General features: G+C 40.6%; 23 protein-coding genes. 6 read left to right on the top strand and 17 right to left on the bottom strand.

The window, feature by feature from the left end:
- The first annotated feature begins 5 nt into the window (after nt 1-5).
- Complete coding sequence (apaG, locus tag A11Q_RS04720) at nt 6-395, top strand: Co2+/Mg2+ efflux protein ApaG (protein ID WP_041575682.1); 390 nt, start codon at nt 6-8, stop codon at nt 393-395.
- Here apaG and A11Q_RS04715 read toward each other — a convergent pair.
- From A11Q_RS04715 to A11Q_RS04705, 3 genes are read right to left on the bottom strand one after another with little or no spacing between them, the layout of a single operon-like run.
- Entirely contained in the window at nt 370-987 is a 618-nt protein-coding gene (locus A11Q_RS04715; RefSeq protein WP_015469645.1) for a pyroglutamyl-peptidase I, read from the bottom strand. The two genes, apaG and A11Q_RS04715, sit on opposite strands and share 26 nt — an antisense overlap.
- Nucleotides 960-1,550 (bottom strand): pyridoxamine 5'-phosphate oxidase, encoded by a 591-nt coding sequence (pdxH, locus tag A11Q_RS04710; protein ID WP_015469644.1) that lies wholly within the window; start codon nt 1,548-1,550, stop codon nt 960-962. Before pdxH ends, A11Q_RS04715 begins: the two co-directional genes overlap by 28 nt.
- A gap of 10 nt (nt 1,551-1,560) precedes the next feature.
- Nucleotides 1,561-2,265 carry a BamJ family beta-barrel-assembly machinery protein gene (locus tag A11Q_RS04705; RefSeq protein WP_015469643.1) on the bottom strand — a complete coding sequence of 235 codons (705 nt, stop codon included), beginning with the start codon at nt 2,263-2,265 and terminating at the stop codon, nt 1,561-1,563.
- 87 nt (nt 2,266-2,352) lie between these two features.
- On the opposite strand from A11Q_RS04705, the gene A11Q_RS04700 reads away from it, so the two are divergent.
- The 3 genes from A11Q_RS04700 to A11Q_RS04690 are packed head-to-tail and all read left to right on the top strand — an operon-like array spanning nt 2,353 to nt 5,349.
- Nucleotides 2,353-3,234, top strand: coding sequence for a DMT family transporter (locus A11Q_RS04700; RefSeq protein WP_015469642.1), 882 nt, complete (start codon nt 2,353-2,355; stop codon nt 3,232-3,234).
- A 14-nt stretch (nt 3,235-3,248) separates the two neighbouring features.
- Nucleotides 3,249-3,929, top strand: coding sequence for a response regulator transcription factor (locus A11Q_RS04695; protein ID WP_015469641.1), 681 nt, complete (start codon nt 3,249-3,251; stop codon nt 3,927-3,929).
- Complete coding sequence (locus tag A11Q_RS04690) at nt 3,904-5,349, top strand: sensor histidine kinase (RefSeq protein WP_051056736.1); 1,446 nt, start codon at nt 3,904-3,906, stop codon at nt 5,347-5,349. Before A11Q_RS04695 ends, A11Q_RS04690 begins: the two co-directional genes overlap by 26 nt.
- Before the next feature lie 23 nt (nt 5,350-5,372).
- Here the strand turns inward: A11Q_RS04690 and A11Q_RS04685 are convergent, their stop codons facing one another.
- The 7 genes from A11Q_RS04685 to A11Q_RS04655 are packed head-to-tail and all read right to left on the bottom strand — an operon-like array spanning nt 5,373 to nt 14,036.
- Nucleotides 5,373-6,779, bottom strand: a complete 1,407-nt coding sequence (locus A11Q_RS04685; RefSeq protein WP_015469639.1) for a sigma-54-dependent transcriptional regulator — start codon at nt 6,777-6,779, stop codon at nt 5,373-5,375.
- A gap of 9 nt (nt 6,780-6,788) precedes the next feature.
- Nucleotides 6,789-8,357 (bottom strand): two-component system sensor histidine kinase NtrB, encoded by a 1,569-nt coding sequence (locus tag A11Q_RS13415; RefSeq protein WP_015469638.1) that lies wholly within the window; start codon nt 8,355-8,357, stop codon nt 6,789-6,791.
- Entirely contained in the window at nt 8,347-9,582 is a 1,236-nt protein-coding gene (locus tag A11Q_RS04675) for a type II secretion system F family protein (RefSeq protein ID WP_015469637.1), read from the bottom strand. The genes A11Q_RS13415 and A11Q_RS04675 overlap by 11 nt, the downstream gene beginning before the upstream one ends.
- On the bottom strand, nt 9,583-10,605 hold the full coding sequence (locus tag A11Q_RS04670) for a P-loop NTPase family protein (protein WP_015469636.1): 1,023 nt from the start codon (nt 10,603-10,605) through the stop codon (nt 9,583-9,585).
- Nucleotides 10,602-12,299, bottom strand: coding sequence for a type IV-A pilus assembly ATPase PilB (pilB, locus tag A11Q_RS04665; RefSeq protein WP_015469635.1), 1,698 nt, complete (start codon nt 12,297-12,299; stop codon nt 10,602-10,604). Before pilB ends, A11Q_RS04670 begins: the two co-directional genes overlap by 4 nt.
- Before the next feature lie 40 nt (nt 12,300-12,339).
- The gene (locus tag A11Q_RS04660; RefSeq protein WP_015469634.1) at nt 12,340-13,104 is read right to left on the bottom strand and encodes a hypothetical protein; all 765 of its coding nucleotides are present in this window, start codon (nt 13,102-13,104) and stop codon (nt 12,340-12,342) included.
- Nucleotides 13,101-14,036: a bifunctional riboflavin kinase/FAD synthetase gene (locus A11Q_RS04655; RefSeq protein WP_015469633.1), complete on the bottom strand. Its 936-nt coding sequence runs from the start codon at nt 14,034-14,036 to the stop codon at nt 13,101-13,103. Before A11Q_RS04655 ends, A11Q_RS04660 begins: the two co-directional genes overlap by 4 nt.
- Before the next feature lie 127 nt (nt 14,037-14,163).
- Between A11Q_RS04655 and A11Q_RS04650 the strand changes: the two genes are divergently transcribed.
- On the top strand, nt 14,164-15,936 hold the full coding sequence (locus tag A11Q_RS04650) for an ATP-binding protein (protein ID WP_015469632.1): 1,773 nt from the start codon (nt 14,164-14,166) through the stop codon (nt 15,934-15,936).
- Nucleotides 15,937-15,951: 15 nt separating this feature from the next.
- Nucleotides 15,952-17,370, top strand: a complete 1,419-nt coding sequence (locus A11Q_RS04645) for a sigma-54-dependent transcriptional regulator (protein ID WP_015469631.1) — start codon at nt 15,952-15,954, stop codon at nt 17,368-17,370.
- Here A11Q_RS04645 and A11Q_RS04640 read toward each other — a convergent pair.
- Genes A11Q_RS04640 through lpxA form a run of 7 tightly spaced genes read right to left on the bottom strand, consistent with a single transcriptional unit; the run spans nt 17,363 to nt 24,309 of the window.
- Complete coding sequence (locus A11Q_RS04640) at nt 17,363-18,424, bottom strand: glycosyltransferase family 9 protein (RefSeq protein ID WP_015469630.1); 1,062 nt, start codon at nt 18,422-18,424, stop codon at nt 17,363-17,365. The genes A11Q_RS04645 and A11Q_RS04640 overlap by 8 nt on opposite strands.
- The gene (locus tag A11Q_RS04635; RefSeq protein ID WP_015469629.1) at nt 18,424-19,602 is read right to left on the bottom strand and encodes a DUF3108 domain-containing protein; all 1,179 of its coding nucleotides are present in this window, start codon (nt 19,600-19,602) and stop codon (nt 18,424-18,426) included. Before A11Q_RS04635 ends, A11Q_RS04640 begins: the two co-directional genes overlap by 1 nt.
- Complete coding sequence (locus tag A11Q_RS04630) at nt 19,599-20,471, bottom strand: lysophospholipid acyltransferase family protein (protein ID WP_015469628.1); 873 nt, start codon at nt 20,469-20,471, stop codon at nt 19,599-19,601. The genes A11Q_RS04635 and A11Q_RS04630 overlap by 4 nt, the downstream gene beginning before the upstream one ends.
- Nucleotides 20,446-21,423, bottom strand: coding sequence for a tetraacyldisaccharide 4'-kinase (gene lpxK / locus A11Q_RS04625; RefSeq protein WP_015469627.1), 978 nt, complete (start codon nt 21,421-21,423; stop codon nt 20,446-20,448). The genes A11Q_RS04630 and lpxK overlap by 26 nt, the downstream gene beginning before the upstream one ends.
- Nucleotides 21,420-22,571 (bottom strand): lipid-A-disaccharide synthase, encoded by a 1,152-nt coding sequence (gene lpxB / locus A11Q_RS04620; protein ID WP_015469626.1) that lies wholly within the window; start codon nt 22,569-22,571, stop codon nt 21,420-21,422. The genes lpxK and lpxB overlap by 4 nt, the downstream gene beginning before the upstream one ends.
- On the bottom strand, nt 22,571-23,503 hold the full coding sequence (locus A11Q_RS04615) for a Gfo/Idh/MocA family protein (RefSeq protein WP_015469625.1): 933 nt from the start codon (nt 23,501-23,503) through the stop codon (nt 22,571-22,573). The genes lpxB and A11Q_RS04615 overlap by 1 nt, the downstream gene beginning before the upstream one ends.
- Nucleotides 23,500-24,309 carry an acyl-ACP--UDP-N-acetylglucosamine O-acyltransferase gene (gene lpxA, locus A11Q_RS04610; protein ID WP_015469624.1) on the bottom strand — a complete coding sequence of 270 codons (810 nt, stop codon included), beginning with the start codon at nt 24,307-24,309 and terminating at the stop codon, nt 23,500-23,502. Before lpxA ends, A11Q_RS04615 begins: the two co-directional genes overlap by 4 nt.

Here is a 24,309-nt window from a genome sequence, read left to right as displayed (position 1 = left end):
CTAAGATGAGTCTTAAAAAAGCGCTGAATACTGAATTTCAAATCACGACCACAACGGCCTATGTCGAATCTGAATCGGCGCCGGATCAACACCGCTTTTTCTTTGCATACAAAATCACGATTAAAAATGTAGGTTCAAGTACAGCTCAACTGATGAGCCGCCATTGGATCATCACAGATGCCTTAGGTCATATCGAAGAAGTTCGTGGCCCAGGAGTTGTTGGTTTACAGCCTAAAATCACAGCCGGACAGAGTTTTGAGTACGACAGCGCCTGCCCTTTGAAAACAAGTTCAGGCTCTATGCGTGGCTTTTATCATTTCGTAGATGAAGATGGTGAAAGTTTCGAAGTCGAAATTCCTGAGTTCTATCTTATTGCTCCAACAGCAATACACTGATCATTCTCTGCATAACCTCTAATTGCTCTGCATAGCCTATAAATGGGCGAGGCTTATCTTCTTTCACTTGTTCTTCAATTAAAGGCACATGCACGAATACAGATTTAACGTCCTCAAAGGCTGATACTTTAAAATACAGCTCATTACAAACATAGGTGCCCGCTGAAAAAGAAAGACTGACAGGAAGTCCCTCCTTCTGCAACGCCTGATAGACCTGATCCACTGGAAAAGATGACATCAATGCCAAGGGCTGCTCTGCTGCAATCGGCCGTGTTGAAGGAACAATATTAGCTTCGTCTGGACTTTCTGATTGCACCCAGTTCAAAGCAATCTTTTCAAAACATATTTTCTCTCGTCCGGCGGCTTGTCCCAACATCAGGATGTAATCAAACTTTTCTGCTTTGAGCACATCTTTTAAGACTTCATAGCTTCTACCAAACTCAACTGGCAAAATAAAGCTGGTCACCACATTAGGAAATTTCTTTCCCAGATCTGTTGCTAACAACTCACTTGGATTTATTTTTTCGGATAAAAAAGGCTTAAAGCCGGTGACTAAGATTTTCACTACGGAGACCGAAGAAAGCGCTTCCATCCCTGCCCATCAACTTGATAGACATAGCGCTGGTGTAAACGCCCTGTTTGACCGAACCAAAATTCGATCTCATGTGGGACGATACGATACCCTCCCCAGTGTGGGGGACATGGAACAAGCTGACCTTTGAATTTTTCTTCTAACGCTGCGACCTTCTGAGTGAAGTGATCAAATGACTCTAAGATTTCAGATTGATTAGAACCCCAAGCCCCGATTTGGCTAAGACGAGGACGTGATGCAAAATAAGCTTCCGACTCTTCCCGAGATAGCTTTTCTACATGTCCTTCGATACGAACTTGCTGTTCAAGATGAGGCCAGAAAAAGTTAGCAGCTACTTTCGCATTGTGCGCTAAATCCTGCCCTTTACGACCATTATAGTTAGTAAAAAAAGAAAACCCTCGTTCACTGATGCCTTTATAAAAGACAATGCGTACCGAGGGTTGGTTGTCGGCATTCACTGTCGCTAATGACATAGCATTAGCGTCCGGAATACCTTTCAGTTGAGCTTGTTTATAAAGACTTAAGAAATTTTCAATAGGGTCTTTCTTAAAATCAAAGCTCATAACTGATTTACTATTTTCTAGCTTTTGAAGCTTTTGCAGGTGGTTCTGCTTTTACGATATCCAACAATTCAACTTCGAAAATCAAAGTTGAATTTGGTGGAATACCTGGGCGACCTTGAGGACCATAAGCTAAATCTGGTGGAATAAATAATTTGTATTTAGATCCCACTTTCATCATTTGTAAAGCTTCTGTCCAACCTGGGATTACACCACTTACTGGGAATTCAGCTGGCTCACCACGATCTACTGATGAGTCAAATTTAGTTCCATCAATCAATGTTCCTGTGTAGTGACAAACAACCATATCATCAGCTTTTGGAGTGGCGCCAGTACCTTCAGTGATAACTGAGTATTGTAATCCTGAAGCTGTCTCTTTTACGCCTTCAGCAGATTTGTTTTTTGCCAAGAATTCTTCTGATTTCTTTTTATTGTTTTCAGTTTCTTCCTGTTGTTTTTTCATAGAAAGCTCTTGTAATTTCATAAGAGCTTTTTGGATCTCTTCATCAGTCATTTCTGACTTACCAGCAGTTGCATCAGCTAGTGAAGCCGCCAATGTCTTAGGATCAATTTCAATGTTCTGAGACTTAAGATTTTTACCGATCTGTTGGCCGATAGCGTATGAAGCTTGCCCTTTATCTGATTTCAAATCTGCCTTGTTACAAGCTGTTAAAGTGATACTCAGGCCAACCGCAGCCAGAACTAATATTTTATTCATTTGGGAGTTCCTTTCATTAAATGAACTTAAAATGTTGTCTTCAAGGATAAAGCATGATCGAATTCCTCAGGATTTCATACACATAACATGCCGCACACACTGCTTTATTTTATAGCTTTATTCAGTCTTTCAACTTCTCCGAACTGGGCAAAACTCAGTCAAATGCCGGTTGAAGTTTTAGGGTTTTATCGCCTTTCTATTGCGGCTATTTTAGTGTTTTTAATAGCACTTGTGCTTAGAAAGAAATGGCCACCTTTCAACAAACACCTTCTTTGGGCGTTGGCTTCTGGCTCCCTCTTTTTTATGCATCTATGGACATATAAATTTGCTTCACAAAATACGACAGTCTCTAACACGATGATTATTTTTTCGTCGAATCCTGTTTGGACTTCAATAGGAGCTATTGTTTTTTTCAACGAAGTCTTCAAAAAGCGGCTTATGGTTTCTTACCTATTAGCCCTGACCAGCATTTATCTGCTGGTTATACATGATTTCCATCTTTCCAATAACTACGGAGATTGGTCAGCACTTCTATCTGCATTTTTCTATGCTGGCTATATGTTAACCGGAAAGCAGGCGCGCACACGACTTGATAACAGTGTTTTTGCAGTAATCCAGTATAGTACATGTGCTATTTTATTCGGACTTTGTGTTGTGGGTAAAAGCGCTCCCCTCACTGGCTATCCCACCATTTCATGGATATCGGTAGCTGGCCTTGTGCTCTTCCCTACATTATTAGGACATTTACTTTTTACTTATCTCGTTCAATTTATGAACATCAACCTCATGGCTTGCGGTAAATTGATCGAGCCCGTTATCGCCTCCATATTAGCCTATTATATTTTCAGCGAAAAATTGGGCGATTACGCTTGGATCTCCTTTTTACTGACCAGTATCGCTGTTATCATTTTATTTGCCCCAGCAATTCTGAGTTTTTTAAAAAAACAATTTCATCTCTTTAGAGCTTAAGGCAGACTGAGTCTATGCGTATTCTTGTAGTCGAAGATGAAGTTAAAACCTCGCAGTTCATTAAAAAAGGCCTTAATGAAGTGGGCTATGCTGTAGACGTGGCGGAATCAGGTCCCACAGCTGAATCCTATGTGGCCAGTAGTGAATATGATTTAATTATTCTAGATGTGATGCTTCCTGGCCCTAGTGGCGTCGATACAACACGTCACTTACGACGGGATGGCTTCAAGGGTCCTATTCTTCTTCTAACTGCTCTCACCACCACCAAAGACAAAGTAAATGGGCTTGATGCAGGTGCTGATGATTATCTAACGAAACCCTTCTCTTTTGAAGAGCTTTTGGCGCGAGTGCGAGCTCTTCTACGTCGTACACAGTCGGCAAGCAGTATTGATTCCGTACTCAAGTTTTCTGACATCGAAATGGATTTGGTACGTAGAAAAGTGAAAAGACAAAATGTCGAAATCACCCTAACGACAAAAGAGTTCTCGCTATTAGAGTACTTTCTTAGAAATCCCGAGATCCCCCTAGGACGTGTTTCTATAGCCGAACATGTGTGGGATTTAAACTTTGATTCAGGAAGTAACGTGATCGATGTCTACGTTAATTTACTAAGAAAGAAAGTAGATGCAGCTTCATTCAATAAAAAATTAATCCATACGGTTGTTGGCGTTGGTTACATTCTTAAAGAAGCCTAATCTCAAAGTTCGCCTGACGGCGCTGTTTGTTCTGATCTTCGGAGCCACAACGCTGACGTTTGCTCTTTTTATGTATTACGCACTCAATGACTCATTACTTAACGAGTTTGATAACTCGCTCTATAACTACGCCATTGATGTGACTCGTAGTTTAGAAGCCCCACCTGCTAATGAGCCAGCTTTCACACTTTTCCCTTTAGATGAGGATAAAATTTTTCCTTTTTCGACAGGTAAGTCTCTGATCAGCATTCGTCATTCTTCTGGCGAGATCATCGTGCAAACTGAGGGCCTCGAACAGTGGCCCCTTCCTTATAAAGAGGCTTTTCTTTATATACAGCAAGGCCATGACTCACACTACCTGACCTTGCATGACACCAGTCATCTGTCAGCAGCCGAATCCGCTTCTTATCGCCTTATCACGTTCCCTTTAGATATTGGAGTTCCTCCGGATTATTATTTGCAAATCGCAGTTCCCATGACGACATTTGAAACTCAGTTAGAGCGTTTAAAATCCATTATCCTTTATGGTTTTCCACTCTTAATTTTAATTTCTGTGGTTGCTGGTTTTTATGTCTCGTCAAAGGCCATGACCCCGATTAATCAACTGATCGATAATATGAATCATGTTCAATTTGGACGACTTTCGGATCGCGTAGCCCTGCCCGAATCTCATGATGAAATTCGCACCTTGACGGAAACCCATAACAGAATGTTAGATCGAATCGAAGATGCCTTCCGCTCACAAGAACGCTTTATTGCAAATGCCTCGCACCAACTTCTGACACCGCTCACTGTATTAAAAGGTGAAATTGAAACTCACTTGAATCAAAACAAAGAACAAGATCAGTTCCTACAAAGCCTGATTGAGGAAACGGACAAGCTCACAAAGATTGTGCATCACATGTTATTGCTATCACGTATCGAATCAGGACTTGAACACCTACACTTTCAAGATATCGAAGTCGATACCATCCTATTTCAAGTGATTGCAGACTTGCAGAAGAAAGCTTCTACTCGAAATATCAAAATAGATGTAAAAATTCATGATTTAGCAGATAGACAAGCCTTAAAAGGACAAGAAGACCTCGTTTATAACCTCATCTATAATATTCTGGAAAATGCGATCAAATACTCACCTCAGGATAAATCTGTCAGTGTGACCCTCACATGGAATCAAGACGCCACGACTTTAGATATTGTCGACTATGGCAGCGGTATCGACAGCGAAAATATCCCGTTGATTTTCGATCGTTTTATGAAAATAAATTCTATGGTTAAAACTAGTGGTTATGGACTCGGATTATCTATTGCAAAGAAAATTGCAGATTTACATGGATTTAGAATCGCGGTTCTGGAACCTGCGATGCAGGGGGCTCACTTTCAAGTGACCATGCCCTACACCGCCGATGCTTCACACTGATTTCATGTCAGTATGAATAAAGACTACTCATCATCAAGTTCATCATCGCCAACAATACCCAGATTGTATTTCTCGATACGATAGCGCATAGATCTAAATGAGATATGTAGTAATTTTGCAGCTTTCTTTTTCACTCCGCCAGCCGTGTGAATGGCTTTCAGCAAAAGCTCTTTTTCAATTTGACCTATAACTTTATCTAGATCTAAACCATTTTCACCGATCTCAATTTCATTACTAGAAGCCATTTTACGACCAGATGATGTATTCACCATTGGCGGCAATGACTCAGGTAAAATTGTCGAACCGGCCTCTAATGCCACTGTACGCTCAATCATATTTTCGAGTTCACGCACGTTCCCAGGATAGTTATAGTTTTTTAGAATCTCCATCGCTTCCGTTGAAATCGATGATATAACTTTATTAAGCTTATCATTATACTTCTTTAAGAAATGATTCGCTAATAATGGAATATCCTCTGAGCGCTCACGTAATGGTGGACTCTTGATGTTAATAACATTCAGACGATAGAATAAATCTTGGCGGAAGGTTCCTTTTGCCACCATGTCTTCTAAGTTACGATTAGTCGCGGCGATGATACGCACATCTACTTTCATATCTTCGGTAGCACCCACTCTACGAATAACACGCTCTTGGATAGCACGTAGAAGCTTTACCTGAATGCTCAACGGCAACTCACCGACCTCATCTAAGAACAGTGTCCCGCCATCAGCAACCTCAAATAAACCAGCTTTATCAACAATCGCGCCAGTAAAAGAACCTTTTTTGTGACCGAACATCTCTGATTCCATCAAGTTTTCAGGAATCGCTCCACAGTTAACTGTCACAAATGGTCTATCTTTCAAAGGACCATTGTAGTGAATAGCCTTAGCAATAACCTCTTTACCCGTTCCTGATTCCCCTGTGATTAACACATTCGTAGGCGCCTGCGATACTCTTTTGATTAAATCAAATACCGCGTGCATAGCTGACGAGTTACCCACCATGTTTTGAAATGAGTACTCTTTAACTAATTCCTTCTTCAGCACACGCACTTCAGTTTCTAAGTTTTTAGATCTTAATGCGTTGGCGATATTTAATCTGACTTCATCGATTTTAAATGGCTTAGTCACATAGTCATAAGCACCCATTTTCATCGCATCCACCGCAGACTCAGTTGTTCCAAAGGCTGTGATGATCATGAAAACCATATCCGGATACGTTTCCTTAACATGTTTCAGTAACTCAATACCCGTCATGTTTGGCATCTGCATGTCCGAGATCACCATGTCGAAGGTTTTTTTAGAAAGGATTTCTTTGGCACGCAAACCATCCTCTGCCGTAGTCACCTCGTAGTTTTCTTTTTTTAACATGATTTCTAGAAACTCGCGGATTGATTCCTCGTCATCCACTACTAGAATACGTGACTTCATAACTTCTCCCTATCTCCCCTTCGCAATGGGAATTTTAATAATAAATTCAGTTCCTTTATTTAATTCCGTCTCAATTTCAATACGCGCTTTGTGAAGCTCTAGTATTTTATGAGTAACCGCTAGTCCTAGTCCGGTCCCTTTCACTTTCGTTGTATGAAAAGGTTCAAACATCTTCTTTTTGGTTTCTTCTGTCATGCCGACACCGTGATCACGAATACTTAAAACAGCATCACTGCCATCACGTTTTAGACGAATTTCAATACGCTGCGGATTATCAGCTTTCACAGCCTGAACCGCATTGATGACAATATTCAAAACAGCCTGCTTTAATTTTTCAGAAAACCCAAGAATCGAAACCTCTTGGATTTCAACAACCCATTCAAATCCCTGAGGAATATCAGGCCGCTTTTTAACATTTAAAACAACATCTTCAACCACTTGAGTTAGACTGATTTCAGCATCAGGAACTTTCTCTGGCTTGGCGTAGTCTAAGAATTCTGTGATCAGCACATTCAGGCGATCAATTTCTTTTAAAATAATATTCATTAACTTTTGTTCTGTAGGATCTGAAAAATCCTGCGATAAAAGTTGAATACTGCCACTGATTCCTGCCAATGGGTTTCGTATTTCATGGGCAATACCTGCTGCCAACTGTCCTATAGCCGCTAGCTTTTCATTCTGGCGAACCTGTGCTTCTAAACGGCGAATATCCGTAACATCACGGACTAAGTATAATCCTAAGTTCTCGTCCACCTCTTCGTCGTAGTAACTGCTATAATCCAAGTTGATAAGACGCTTATCTGTTGCACCTTCTGGTAAATAAGCAATATCAGCATTTCCTGAAGACGATACACTGTTGTAACGGCTGATAAGATCATTCAGTTTGTCTTGTGACAGCTGAATCGTCTTATTCAAATACGAATTCTTTAATACCGCTTCACGATTTTGATCTATCACCACTAATCCGAATGGAAGTTTTTCAATCAATGAATTGAGGAATTGTTCCTGTGACTTCCACTTCTTACGTGTTTTACTGAGGTCCGTGCGTAAACTTGAAAACTCTACATTCAACTGTCGTGAAATGACAATAACCGACAAATAAGACAAATTAAAAAGAGCCAATGACAAAACACTCTGAATAGTTCCAGCTTGGTAAGCTGTTAAATTCATCAGCGACGTTCCTAAAGAGCAGACAAACCCCAGTATCGATAACTCTGCTAAATCCAAATCAAAGCTGGCTAAGAAAAGTAAAAATAACTGTAGAACTAAAATAAAACTCGATAGATGAGGAAAGTACCTCATAAAAACAATCAATACAGCTATGTCTAAGAAGTATGACCAAAACCCACTTTTACTGTTTTCTTTATCGTGCCAAAGAAAACCTTCCCAAAGGCGTGATGTGAACAAAACACCGAACGATAGATAAAACACAACGGCAAACTCAAGTTGCAAAAAGGGTTTTTGTAAAAAAACTAAAGACTGAAATAAAACAAAATACAGAAACACCGCCGCCATGCGCACATGACGACGAATATCTGGCGTAGTTAAAAAAGAGAACCCGTCGCTCTTAGACGCCAATAGTGTCTCCCATACTGAATACTGGTAAGTACATCGCCACTAGGATCACCGCGATAGCTCCACCCAACACAACCATCATGATCGGCTCGATCAATGAGGTCATGGCTTTCACTGAAGTTTCCACTTCCTCTTCATAGAAGTCGGCAATTTTACCTAACATCGTATCTAAGGAACCCGATTGCTCACCAATCGCCACCATTTGCGATACCATTGCTGGAATTTCTTTTTGTCGAGACAGCGGCACATGGAACGGCTTACCCACGACAACTGAGTTTTTACACTCTGTTAAAGCATTTTCTACCACATAGTTACCGGCAGTTTTTGCGGAAATGTCGATAGCCTCAATAAGCCCAATCCCTGAAGACAATAATGTCGACAAGGTACGTGTCATACGAGCCACACTGGATTTTTGAACTACATCTCCGATAACAGGTGCTGTGATCAGAGTCTTATCCAGCTGTTTTTTACCTTCTGGTGTATTGATATAATAGACAAAACTGGCTACGACCGATATGACAATGACAATATAGATAAACCAATTTTCACGCAAATTAGCAGACAAATCGACTAGCATTTGCGTAGGTAAAGGTAATTCCTTTCCTGAGCCCTGATAGAACTCTTGGAATTTAGGAATGATAAAGGTAATGATACCTGTGATCACGATAATCGCGACAACAGTGATCACGGCGGGCATAACTAATGCCCCCTTAACTTGGCCTTTAATTTTTTCATTCTTTTCAATGTACTGAGACAACCTTAGTAAGATCGTATCTAAGATACCGGCCTCTTCACCTGCTTGTATCATATTACAGTAAAAACGATCGAAAATACGATCATGTACGGCCATAGACTCAGATAATCTTTTACCCACATCAATAGAAGAACGGATCTGTAATAAGGCATCTTTTAATAGACGACTCGATCCACTGCCTTCAGATAAAATTCTGAGGGCATCCGCAATAGGAATACCCGAATTGATAAGAGTAGAAAACTGACGAGTGAAAATCTTTAATTCTTTGACTTCAATTTTAGGTGCTAAGAGGCGCTTAATCGCCTCTTCCAGCTCACTACCCTTAGCTTCCTGTGTATTCAATAAAGTGAGTTTTGTCGGTATCAATTGCTTCGCACGTAGACGTATCTTAGCATCAGCTTCATCGCGAGCTTCGATCTTCCCTTTTACTGCATTACCATTAATTGTACGAGCTTGATAAATGAAAAATGCCATCTATAGTCCCATTTTTTTCAAAGTCGCATCTAATTTATCTGGATCATCACTGGCTTCAAATGCTGCAGGCACATCAATTTTTCTTCTAACTAAACGCTGAATAATAGATTGATTCAACGACTGATAGGACTCTTTAAATTCTGCGCTTAAATCCACCTGTGCGATCGTGTGTGCCGTCAAATGACGATGCAAAGCCACTTTTTGATTTGCTTTCAGGATTAGGATTTCACTACAAGGAAAGTAATTCGCTCCCACTAACTTTTGTACAATCACGCCATTCAGAACATTAAAAAGTCTTAAACATGTATTTACATCTAACTCGGAAGCTAATTTGTTTAAAATTGTACCAATCGAATTAGAACTCAATGTTAGGACAACACTTTGTCCTTGTTCAGCCACTTCAATCCATTTCTTCCAATTTTTAATCGTATTTGTATCGACGAAAACTCTTTCAATTCCTTCATACAAAGTGTGGTTGAAATCGTAATCTATGGTATCAATCCCTAACTGCACCACTGACTCAATGGGCTGTTCAGAACTTTGTGTTTGTAACGGAGAGTGCATCCCAATTAATGATAATTTTGTACGCTGCTCATTTGCGATAATTTCATGGAGTAACGCACTTTTTCCCTGACGTCTTTCGCCAGCAACTATGAATAAACCCTTGTCTTTTTTAATGGCATCCCAGAAAAGTGGATTATCAATGTGTGATTGAATTTCTGTTGCATCTTTTATTAAGCTGAGATGGGCTCTGAAACAATCTTTTCGTTCAACAAATGCGAATTTCCATTTGTGCTTTTCAGATTCATAGATCCCAACAACATAACCTTTTGTCTCTAGCTGTACTTTTTCGTTCCCCGAAAGACAAAGATCTTTTAGATCCTCCCAATCGGAAATCGTTAACACGTCGCCTTTGATGTCATTCCAGTCTCGGCCCGATTTAGATAAAATTTTATGTCCCAATATAAAAGACACTTCATGTCCATTTTTAAAAACAGATTGGGCCAATAAATTTTCTATCATAGCTCATCCCTTACTGATGAATTAATTACTTCTTCAATCGTCGTCAATCCACGGGCCAATTTTAAAAGAGCACTTCTTCGAAGTGTTCTCATCCCCATGCTACGACAAGCAGCTCTTAGCTCATTACTGCTAGCGCCACGTAGAATTAAATCCTTAACCTGTTCAGTTAAAGGCATCAGTTCATAAATTGCCATACGACCGCGAATACCTGTGTTATTACAAGCACCGCAACCCTTGGCTTTAAAAACTTGGAAGTTCGGAATTTCTTCGCGTGAGACACCCAAGTTCAGCAATGTACTATCTGGGATTTTATTTGGCTCTTTACACGATTCACAGATCTTTCCCAAAAGACGCTGAGCCACAACTAAATTTAATGTCGAAGTAATCAAATACGGCGCCACGCCCATTTCTGTTAAACGGGTTACCGTTGTTGGAGCATCATTGGTATGCAACGTACTAACAACCATGTGACCTGTTGATGCTGCCTTAAAGGCGATCTCGGCCGTTTCTAAGTCACGAATCTCACCCACCATAATGATATCAGGATCTTGACGTAAAAAAGCTCTTAGAATATTCACAAATGTCAGATCAATATCAGCATTAGCTTGCACTTGATTGATCCCATCAAGGTTAAATTCGATCGGGTCTTCGGCTGTACTGATATTAACATCCAGCTTATTGAGTTCGGCTAAGGCCGAATAAATAGTCGTCGTTTTACCAGAACCTGTTGGCCCAGTAATCAACACCATTCCTTGGGGCAAATTGATGGTATTTTTGAATAATTTCAAATCTTCTTCTTCAAATCCCAGCTTAGTCATATCACGCTGAAGATTCGATTTGTCTAGAAGACGCATCACGATCTTTTCGCCCCACATCGTTGGAATCGAGTTCACACGAAAATCCATTTCGCGATTTTCTTTATTTAAGATGATTTTCAAACGACCATCCTGTGGGCGTCGCTTCTCAGCGATATCCATCTTAGACATGATTTTAATACGAGAGCTAATCGCTGGCCCAGAAGAAGCTGGAGGCGTTGCGGCTTCCACCAAACTACCATCAATACGGAAACGAACACGATATTTTTTTTCGTAAATTTCAAAGTGAATATCGGAAGCTCTTCTGCGTACAGCTTCCAATAAAATTCCATTCACAAACTTAACAACCGGAGCATCATCTGCCGCACTTCCCACCTCAACTGTTGAGGTCTGCGTAGAAAGTTGAATATCCGCTTCTGCCGCATCACCTTTTGCAATGAGGTCGTCTGTGGAAATCGAATAATACTTTTCAATCGCCTGTAGAATTGTGCTCTCTGTCGCAACTACAGGTTGTATTTTGCACTTACTGATATAGCGTAAGTCATCACGTACTTGCAAATTACTTGGATCAGAAAATGCGACTACGAGTGTAGTTCCCGCTTTGGACAAGGGTATCACGCAATGCTTTTCACAAAACTCACGATTCACCAAACTGATAACAGCTTGATCTATTTCAAATTGCGAAACATCAACACCGGGAAGTGCATATTGTTTTTCTAAAGCACGTAAAATTTGACTGTCTTTTAACAGGCCTGCGGCAACAATGGTCGGCCCCAACCTAGCCTTAGTTCTTTGGCTTTCAACAAGGACGGCTTGCAACTGATCAGGCCGTAGCATACCTTGCTTAACTAAAATTTCGCCCAATTTATTTAAAGCCATCACATTATTTTAAAGAGCGTGACGTTTTTTGTAACTAGACTTAGGGAGAGTTTTTCATTATTTCGGAAAGATAGGTGTATTTCATGCTAGTGACCGCCTCTTCTTCAATCACCCCGACCTCAGCACGACGTGCTTCCTCAACAAGATAGTTGTTAGAACACGAGTGACAATCAATCAATAAAGCTGTCGAAGATAAGAAATTAAAGTATGTCATCAGCTCGTACGCTTCTTTATTCATCTCTTTTTTAAACTTTGAAATCATTAAGGATGCCGAGTAATCGATAGATACCAACTGCATCGCCGTTATCACTTTCAAGTTCAGATTAAAAACCAATCCTTGAAACTTTTTACGGATCGCTTCCAACTCTTCATCTTGAGCTCCAACAAAAGCCGCCATGATATCGTTAAACCCACCCATCGCTAACTTCATAACCACCGCAGACACAAACCCAACCTCGCCGATCACAATCACTGGTTCCTGCGAGTTGATCCTATGTGAATTCGCCCGAATCACTCTTAGGATCGCTTCGGCTTCGCAGTGAAGAGGACGATAATACTGATCTTGCAAGACTAGGCAGTCCGCAACTCGCAACTGACTCACTTGCCAATCAAGAACTGGCAGATAGGGCTCAAATTGCACATAGTCAGATTCATCTATAATCACAACATCATGCTGCGCCTGCTGTAAAATACTTTGAGGAGACTCCTCTGTCTTCTGGGTGACATCGAAATAACTTTGAGCCGCTTGAAGCTCTAATTGATTTTCAGGTCCTATCCCAGAAAAAATCAAAAGCTTCTTCTTCATTTCTTAATCCCAAAATAAGAACGTGCAAACTCTAGATCACTGAAAATCTGTGCCTTCAAAGAATCTACTGAATTAAATTTCATTTCATCACGATGGAAGCTGATAATTTCTACTTTTAAATGCTCACCATAAATATCTTCATCAAAATCAAATATATGAGTTTCGACTTTTAAATAAGATTCCGAATGTTCAAATGTCGGATTATCTCCGATATTGGTGATGGAAGGATATTTTTTATCTTTTAAGTAAGCCCAAGTTAAATAGACACCTTTTCTTGGTATAAATTCGATCTCAGGACTGATATTCGCCGTCGGCACACCTAAAGTACGACCTCTTTTATAACCGACACGCACAGGTCCTCTTAGATAATAAGGTCGTCCCAAAAGCTCTTCAGCTTTTTTAACTTCCCCATGCTCTAAAAAGGTTCTGATTTGAGATGACGAAACAATCAATCCATTTTTATCGTAAGCCTCTACAACTGTGAGTCCTATATTTTTCTGGCGACAGTACTCACGTAGGAAATCAATATTGCCGTCGCGTGATTTACCAAAATTAAAATCATAACCAACAACAATATGAACTGGATTAAATATCTTTTCGACATACGTTGATAAGAACTCTTCGGCTGTCATCAAAGAAAAATCTTTACTGAACTTTTCTTCGACTAAGTAGTTCACACCGATTTGGGTCATCATCTCGACCTGATCTTTATAGTCAAAAAGGCGATGATGTGGGATATCCGGACGTAACACCGTACGCGGATGAGGTTTGAAAGTTAAGGCCACTGACTCTGTATTATTTTCCAAAGCCTTCTGTACAAGAGCCGTCAAAAGCTTCTGATGGCCTAAATGAACCCCATCAAAGCTGCCAATTGTTAATACCGATGATTTAAAAGGAGGTATTGATTCCTCTTGCGAACGTATCCATTTCATAGAGCTATTTTATCTATTAACCAGTTGAAATAACGACAGAAATTCGCTATTTTTGCGTTGCGTGAAAAAGACCATGACCCGAATCTCAATCTGGTGGCGCTGGCTGTATAAAAGGCGCGGTTTTCTGATGAGAGCCCTCATTTGCTGGGTCTTTTCGCTATTTTTTTTAAAATTCGATGAAAATGGCAACTATGACATCCGTTTTCAGCTTCGTGGCGATAAAAAGGTCTCAAGTGAGGTCGTACTCGTTACCCTAAAAGTATCTGAATTCAGCAAAATGTATGATTTTCGCACCAGTAGTCTAATTTATGCCAATGAGTTTTCAGACCTCAGCGACAGCTTCTTTTGGGATCGCGAAATTTGGAAGAACTTACTTTCTAAAATTCTTGAACAAAAACCAAAAAAAGTTGGTGTGACTTTATACTTCGGTGGAAATATTGGTCAGGTTCGTCTTTCCCCTAATGAAGGGCACATCTTCCGTGATCAAAGAGTTGTTTGGGCTACCAATTCAAATCAACCGGAAAAACTCTCTTTGCCAATAGCCAGTAGAGCTAACCGCTCGAATATTGCCAACATCGACACCCTTAAAGACGATGATGGTATCGTACGTCGCTTAATCTTTTCCTCCGATGGCGTCGCGAGCTTAGCCGAACGTCTTCAACCCGATCCAGCAGCATCTGTTTTGTCAGGGATATCGGTGATTAACTACAAGGGAAAAAGTCTTTTCACAGAGGTCTCTCTGGCTGATGTCCTCAGTTCAGATCTTCCAAAAGATTTCTTTAAAAACAAAATCGTCTTGATCGGAACAGAGAAATCTTCGTATTCGCAGGTACAAACACCTCTGGGCGTTTTCTCTCGCCATGAATTTTGGGCCATGGCCACAGAAAACATTTTAACCGATAGTTTCATCAAAAAATTCTCCAGTCTCATTTATGCTGGGTTTCTGTTAGCACTCACCTTTTTAGCTATTGTTATTTTAACTCGCTATCCTCAGGCCGTTGCGCTTTTCTTTTTGGCTTGGCTTGCAACGCTGACCTCCGCTTTTTCGGCATGGGTCTTTGATAGTTTTTATTATTGGATTCCCATCGTCAGCCCGGTCAGCTTGTTTATTTTCATCTGGGTTCTGTTCATTGGATACCAAGCCCTAAAAATCGAGCAAGCCCATGCGCGACTACAACAACAGCAAAATTACTTAGCGGAGTTAGAACAGCTCAAAACCAACTTCGTCAGTTTGATCAGTCATGACTTAAAAACGCCCATTGCAAAAATTCAGGGGGTTTTAGATCGTGTTATGACACAAAATGATTTACCGACAGAGCTTAGATCTGACTTTGTAAGCCTTAAGGACTACTCTGAGGAATTGAATCGCTACATTCAATCTATTCTGAAACTATTACGAGTCGAATCGCGCGATTTTAAAATCATAAAAGAAACTGCTGATATCAATGGTGTCATTGAAAATGTCATCCAGCGACTGAGCCCATTAGCTAAATCAAAAAATATCGCACTCAATCTTAATTTAGAACCCATGTTTTTAATTGAAATTGATGTCACATTGATGACTGAGGTTTTTCTTAATATCGTGGAAAATGCGATCAAATACACGCCTGCCAACGGGCACGTCACTATTCACTCTTATGAAACTGACTCTGATGTCTGTATCGAAATCAAAGACAGCGGGGAAGGCATTGCACCTGAAGATCAGGAACTCATTTGGCAAAAATTTGTACGCGGTAAGACACAAGATTATAAAACTAAGGGCACTGGACTAGGACTCTATTTGGTGAAATACTTTATCGAATTACATGGTGGACGTATTTCTATGCAGTCTGAACTACAAAAAGGAACGAGCTTCCTTGTTCAGTTACCTATTGAAACTCATGATACGGATATAAGCTAATTAAGGAGACAGGATATGACAAAATTAAGAACACTGATCGTAGATGACGAAAGCGAGCTTAGAAAATCAGTTGCCTCTATCCTTAAAAATACCAATCTTCAGGTTGAATTTGAGATTGAAGAAGCTAGTAATGGTTTAGAAGCTTTAGAAAAAGTTAAGTCTCAGCCCTACGGACTTATTCTGATGGACGTCCGCATGCCTGAGATGAATGGCTTAGAAGCTCTGAAAGAGATCAAAGAACACGACCCGCGTACATTTGTTGTCATTATGACAGCGCACTCCAATTTGAATGATGCTGTCGTGGCGATTAAAGATGGCGCCTATGATTACGTTGAAAAACCTGTCAGCCCTGACCGCCTGACTGAGATCGTACGCAAAAGTTTAGAAGCCCATGACATGATCACCAATCTTACAGCCTCTAACCCTATCTTTGATGACGATATTGAAAGTGAAATCGTCGGCCACAACACGAAAATGAAAGAGGTCTTCAACCTGATTTACAAGCTTTGTAAAGTGGAAACCACTGTTCTGATTCGCGGAGAAAATGGAACCGGTAAAGAACTTGTCGCCCGCGCTATTCACTTTAACTCCCCAAGAAAATCAGGGGCTTTTGTCGCCATCAACTGTGGTGCTATTCCGGAAAACTTGATGGAGTCTGAATTTTTTGGTCACGAAAAAGGGGCTTTCACAGGCGCCGTTGAAAGAAAGATCGGAAAGTTTCAGCTGGCTAATAATGGAACCTTGTTCCTCGATGAAATCGGTGAATTAAAACCCGAGATGCAAGTAAAGATCTTACGCGCTCTGCAAGAGAAAAAATTTACTCCTGTTGGTAGCAACCGCGAAGTGAAGACAAATGCTCGCATCATTGCAGCAACGAATCGTAACCTTGAAAAAATGATGGAAACTTCTGAATTCAGAGAGGATCTTTTCTATCGTCTAAATGTCATGCCGATCTTTTTACCTCCTCTTCGTGAAAGAGCTGATGACATTCCGGCACTTGCCATGAGCTTCTTGCAAAAATTTTCTAGAGAGCATGGAAAAAACATCACCGCTATTGAGCCAGAGTGCCTTGACCTGATGAAAAAATATCGCTGGCCCGGCAATATCCGTGAGCTAGAAAATATTATTGAGCGTGCCTTTATTGTGGAATCTTCTTCTATTATGACGAAGGCGAGTTTACCAGATCAGATCAAGTCAGATGTGACTCAACAACAAAAAGATATCTCGACTCAGCCTCAGCCCGTAGACAACACGACTGCTGGTGCTTTGAATTTTGAGGTTTTTAAAGAGCAAGCTGAAAAAGAATTTATCGTCAGCGCTTTGAAAGCCAACAAAGGAAAAATCAACCAAACTGTGGCACAAGCGAATATTCCGAAAAATACCCTTTTGCGTAAGATTCGTAAGTACAATATCAATGTGAAAGATTTTAGCTAGAGACTTCACGCAAAAGCTCTTGGGCTTTTGCGAATACCTGAGGAGCCTCTATCAGTTTCATACACAAATGATGTTTGAGAGGACATTGTCTGTGCCCATGACGTCCACAGGGACGACAGTTCATCTCAAGATTCTCAACAATTCTTAATCGTGATGACCACGGACGGAAACCCATACTCAGCACCGTTGGGCCAAAGATACTGACAACGGGACGAGCATTCAAAGAAGCCATGTGTGTGGAGGCACTGTCATTCGAAACAATTAAATCATAATGTTTTAAAGCTTCTATCGAATCCGCCACAGATAACTTTCCGGCGAGGACATTGACAGTAACACCACTTAAATCAGCAATTTCATCGCACAGAGGCTTTTCTGCAGGGCCACCCATCAAATCCACCTCATACCCCATACTAATGAAGTGTTGAACCAAAGCGACAAAGCCTTCCTTCGTCCACTGCTTAGTGGCCCAAACACTTCCTGGAAAGATGGCAATACGAGTTTTTTCAGAAAGAGATTTCTTTACCTCTGATACTCTGGGAAATGCAAAAAAGCCTGGAACTGTGGGCATAGATCCATCAACAGCCACTTCATTTAAATACTCGAATGAACTTCTCGTAAAGTTCATATCCGTTTCTGGATCTATTGGTTGCAGTATTCTGAACTGCCGTAAGACCTCTGGATTTTCAGATACATGTTCCACCATTTCATCAAAAATCCAAAACCCTAAAAATGAATAAAATCCTATTTTCCGACGAGCTTTTACTCTTGCGGAAAATAATTGGCTTCTGACAGATCGGTGTAAACAGAACAGATGGTTTACATGATAAGGCTCAAGAGCCTTTAAGGCCTGCCTGTAAGTCGCAGAGTTCGATTTTTCAATTTCAATAATTTGATCGACAATATGATTTTTAACTAAGAATTCACCAATACCTTTTTTGCAAACCACGATAAGTCTATCCTGTGGGAAAAGATGCTTAATTCTTTTGAGCACAGGAACAGAAAGGATCAGATCGCCCAAAAAAGCTGTCTGAATAACGAGATTCGCACTGGGCATCACTTACCTGCTTTGATACTAGAGACCTCAGATACTAAAGACCCTATTGGTAACTTGACTTCAATTCTTAAAATATATTTACGATCATCATCCGACACCCATAGATAGAAGTCGGTCGCTTTAGCTAAGTTTCCTCTAGATACAATTTCAGCCTTAATTTTAATAGCATCAAAAGTACCCGCCTCAGTTTTCAACTTAGTTTTTTCAATGGCACGTCCCGTGAAGTTAATATTTTTTTCATCATCAGCTACACGGAATTGGTGTTCCTTACCCACTGTCCACTGGAAAACACGCATGTAAAAAACGGCACTAAAAGCATTCTGAGAATACGGCAGTATATCCCACTCGAGCTTTTTTTCTTCTTGCCCGTCTTTTTCAGTATAACGTCTTTCCCAATAATTCGCTTTTAATGTTTTAAAATTAAAAAACGATTGTGCTTCCTTAACCTGACCAGAATCGCGAATATTCAATTTAAAAACCCACGGCACTAATTCTTCGTAATCCACATAGGTTTGCACTTGATCATCAACTGCGTAGACCTTTGAAAAAAATGAGGTCGACTTAACATCGATAAAAAAATTGTAGGATTTGCGATTATTCACCATAGCAAAAGGTTTCACTTCTAATCGTAAAACCCCAGCTTTTGCTCCTAAGTAACTCACATCGTGGGTCACCACTTCACCCACACGGAAAGGATCAACTAAGGGACGGCGTTGATTATCAAATCCCTCAGAGTCTTCGATATCAGGCTCGCGCTTTTTCGGCTTAGTAGTTTTGTCTTCTGTACTTTTTTCTGCCTTAGCCACCGCTTTAGTCGCTGTTTTATTTACTGTGGCCACCTTTGTTGGAGCCGCTGTCTCCTTAGGTTTTACTGTCGTTGACTTCGCCTTAGCCGCCTTAGACTGCTCATAGAAAAGCATGGCGGCCTCTTCTTTCGAAAGGGCTTCGTTTCTAGCACGTGTCGGTGGCGTGTGTGGAGTCACCACTGCTGGCGGCTCTGCTTTAACTTCATCTGAAGTTGATGAGGCAGGACTACTTTCTTCGGGAGCCACAATAACGACTTGTTGTTCAAACTCTTTATTTCGAGAAAACGCTTTATCAAAGTCGTATTTTAATAAACTTGAACACGACACCAGTAGAAAGCTCGAAGTTAAAATCGCAATCGTCACTTTTTTCATTCAAATGTCTTCCAGCGTTTATGCACCCACATCCAATGCTCTGGATGACGAGTGATGATCCCCTCAAGGGACCGATTAAATATATTTGTAATCTCTTCGTTAGTTTGACCCACTTCAGTGGTCAAATCAACGGCCGGCTCTAAACAAATGTGTAGTTTATTCTGCTCGTCCCAATAGGTGTACAGAGGAAATACAGGGCGCTGAGTTTTCTTTGCCAAAAGAGCTAGACCATAGGCGGTCCCCGTTGTCACTCCGAAGAACTGGCTTTCGACTCCGTATGGTTTTCCCATAAATTGATCTAAAACGAAGACCACTCCACGTTTTTTTTTGAGTGCAGATAAAATCTCGAAAGCATTATTTTTAGCATGCGCATCTATGAAATTAGTTTTGGATCTTTCACGTAGTCCGAACCAAAATGCATCTAAAAACTGATTGGCAAATCTTTTACTGATCAATGTCACCGGCTTCAGATGTTCACTCACAATGGCCGCGGCTAAGTCTCCACTTCCCATATGAAGAGTAAGAAAAAAAACACCCTCTCCATACTGAGCCAGCGACTTGATATTTTCCTGCCCATCAAAGATAACATTTTTTTCGACCCACTTCGAATTTAGGTAGGGAACTTTCATCACATCGAAAAAGCTTTGACATAAAACCTGTACGGACTTCTTCGCAATACGTTTTTTTTCTGCTTCTGAAATATTCGGAAAGGCCGTCTGCAAATTATCGTAAATAACTTGTCGACGTAGATTTAAAACATCTAGCCAAAGAAAAGCTAAAGCCTTACCCGCTAACCTATTAAAGGACCAAGGGACTAGGCACCAAAACAGCGCAGTGATTCGACTAAAAAGTTTTCCTAATTTCCTCAACTAAAACCTTTCTTTCTTCAGGCTGCATTGTCATAAAGTGCTTTGGTGTTCTAACTGTAGATTTTAAGGATGGACTGAGTTTAATGGCATCTTTTTCAGTAGTAACAAGACATAAATCCGAATACTGATTTTGCAAGCCCCGATAAACATCTAGAACTTCTTTTTCATCTGCAGCTGAATACATATGATGATCTGGGAAAAACTGCGTTTGCACCACATTGTATCCCATCTCACGTAGTTGCAGGACAAAGTCATCTGGTTTCGCGAGTGCACAGAAGACAAATAACGGTTTTTGTATTTCTACAGAAAGCTCTATCTGCACTGAGGAACTAAAAATCTTTCCACTTAGATGAGGAAAATCAGTTTCCATTTTATTTTTTAAGTCTTTAACTTTATTGGTATCAGATAAATTCGTTTTCGTTAAAATAACCGCATGGGCTCTTTTTAAGTTAGACCAAGATTCACGAAAATAATCCCCCGCAAGCCCTTTGCTGGCATCTACCAGTACTAAATCAAAATCTCTAGCGAGTTGACGATGACTAAAGCCATCATCCACGATGATCAACTGTGGAGCAGAGTTCAAACTAGCTTGTGCGGTTTCTAGTTTTATAGGTCCAGACCAAACTTCACAGGTTTGCAGTTGAGACTGAATCAAGCAGGCTTCATCCCCATAGATATGAGCCGCTTGGGGCACCGATAAATCCACTCGTGCGGCTTGCTTTATCGAAGCTTTATAACTTTTGCAGACAATCACTGTCTTCATTTCATTCTGAAAGATTTCACCTAAGTAGATAACACATGGAGTTTTTCCAACTCCACCAAAAGACAGATTCCCGACCGACAGTACCTTCGAATTCAATTTAGTTTGTTGAACGACATTGGTTTCATATAACAGGTTCTTAACACCTGTTACGAAATGATAAATTTTCTCGAGAGGCTTTAAAACCTTCATAAATAGGTTTCTAAACTTTTAGCCACACGAGCTGTGGCTCCTTTTTCACCTAGATACTGCGGTAGTTTTTTCAACTCTTCAATAACAGAGGCTGTATATTCAGGGTCGACTATGTAACGATCCATCAAGCGAAAAAGCTCATCAGGGTTAGCTTCTTCTTGTTTTCTTTCTGGCACCACTTCTTTATCTAGGATTAAATTTACTAGACCAAAAAACTTGATCTTAATAAACAGTTTCCCAAACAATCCTGTTAGCCACTTTAATCTGTACATAATCACCATTGGCTTCTGTAGCAAGCCAACCATTAATGTCGCAGTTCCAGAGGCCACTAAAACATAGTCCGTCATACTGATCATTTTATTAGGATCATCTTGGAATAAAATATAAGGTGATTTGAAGTTCTCGAGGCGATCAATAATTTCCTCTTTTTTCACTGTCGGAGCCACAAGGATCGCCAAACGTAGATGGTCATGTTTATTTATAAGTCGACGAGCCACTTCAAGCTGAATATCTAAGTGCTGATTCAGCTCTCCACGACGAGATCCCGGCATAAGCCCCAGCACTCTTTCCGTGCTTTTAATGCCGTACTTTTCTTTATTAAATCTATTTTTTTCTTCGTTCAGAAGATTTTCGTCAAACTCGTCCAGCAGAGGATGCCCGATGAACTCATAAGGAACTCCACGGGATTTATAAAAATCAGCTTCAAATGGAAAAAGTAAGAAAGCTTTATCACAATACTTTTTGATCGTATTCACACGACCTTTGCGCCACGCCCACACTTGCGGAGAAATATAATATACAGACTTAATCCCCATCGCGTGCAGCTTCTTCGCTAACATCAAATTGAACTCAGGATAGTCCATCAGGACAACGACATTAGGACGACGTACACGCGCTTGCTCGACCAGATTATTAAAAATCGCTTTTAACTCTGAGTAATGAGCAAATATTTCGGCAGCACCGACCACGGCCATCTCTTCTGATTTTCCTAGGCGCTCGAAACCAAAAGCCTCCATCGCATCAGAGCCCACACCAAAATAGGTGTAGTCTTTGCCGTTATCTTTCCAATACTGCATTAACTTCAAAGCGTAATGAGCACTGGAAGCTTCGGCAGCAATGATCATGATCTGTGGCTTTGCCTGCTCCATTAAGAGAGTTCCTTATCCATGTGGGCAATAAACTGTTCCACTTGTCTTAAAGCTTTAGTGGCTTCTACCGCTGTAATAAGTGGTTCTTGCTTCCCTAAAACACATTGCACAAAACGATCAGCCTCTAAGGCTAAAGCATCTACTTTATCTAATTGAATTTTTTCTACCTTATGAAAAGGGTCCTGTGACTCAGCTGTTAAAACTTCAGACTCTAGCGTTGCCGTATTCGTAAAAATCACTTTATTTTCAAAAACAGCGCGATAGTTACGTATAATCTGAGGTGTCACACGAGAATTATTAATCGTCACCTGTGCTCCACTAGCAAACTTTAGACGTAACGAGACATCATCATAGGTCGGCTTAATAATTTTCTTTCCTGCCACTTGATAATCCACGATTTCGCTATTTAGAATCCAATTTACTAAATCAATATCATGAATAGTTAAATCATGCAGTACACTGACATCGCTGCCTCGAGTTCTAAATGGTGCTAAGCGATTAATTTCAAGGTATTGAATTTTATCAGTGGACTCTTTCAGTAAACGGAAAGCAGGGTTTAATCTTTCGATATGGCCCACACTCAGTAGTGTTTTGTTTTTTTCTGATAGCTCTGTTAGTTTTTCGGCCAAGTCTGCTGTCGCCGCAATCGGCTTTTCCACCAGAACAGGAATTTTATTTTCTAGAAATAATGCTGCTAGGTCGTAGTGGGACTGAGTCGAAGCTGCAATGTGGACGTAGTCCACGTGCTTAAGTAAATCCTGAGGTTTTTCATAGGCCTGCGTCTGTAGATCGGCAGCCACTTTTTTAGCCTGCTCATAAGAGAAATCACAGACACCTACAAGATCTACCGCTGGGTGAGCCTTCAGCTTCTGAGCATGAAAAGTCCCCAGATAACCTACACCCACCACTGCTGCTTTTAACTTCTGGCTCACTCTTCAGCTGCTCCTGCACCACGTGCGATAGCAATACCTCGTTTAGAGTTTTTAATAAAATCCACAAGGTAAGTGATATTTTCCGATGGAGCGCACTCAGCATCGATGCGAGTATAAGCTTCTTCTAAAGTGCTAGAGCCCATAATAACAATGCGAATAGCTTTGTGAATATTGGCCACTTCTTCTTTAGCGAAACCTTTTCTTAATAGCCCCATCTTATTAGTTGCTCTCACCAAGGCCCAATTTCCTTGAGCTCTTGAAAATGGCAAAATATCTTTATTAACAATACTTGATCCGGCAACAAAGGCATTCTTTCCAATACGGCAGAACTGATTAAAAGCACAAACTCCACCGACAACGACATTATCTTCAACTACACAATGTCCAGCAAAGTGAGAGTTATTGGCAATCACCACATTGTTACCGATCTTACAATCATGCCCAACGTGCGAATACGCCATAAAATAACCATTGTTACCCACGACAGTTGCACCATCACCTTTGCTAGTCGCAATATTCAGCGTAGCAAATTCACGAATGACGTTATTGTCTCCGATAATCAATTTTGTCGGCTCAGCTTTATAACTGATGTCCTGTGGCGGACCACCAATGACAGCGCCCGGTGATATGTGATTGTTTTTACCAATCTCAACTATGCCATGACGTGAACCAATAGTTACATGACCTTCAATATAAGTTCCTTCACCTATAAACACACGCCCTTGGATATTACAGTAAGGGCCAATTTCTACGCCGTCAGCCAGAACTACATCTGACGATAGAACGCTGGTTGGATGAACTTTCAT

This window comes from Pseudobdellovibrio exovorus JSS, from assembly GCF_000348725.1.
Classification (GTDB): domain Bacteria; phylum Bdellovibrionota; class Bdellovibrionia; order Bdellovibrionales; family Bdellovibrionaceae; genus Pseudobdellovibrio; species Pseudobdellovibrio exovorus.
This window is presented reverse-complemented; position numbering and strand designations above follow the sequence as displayed.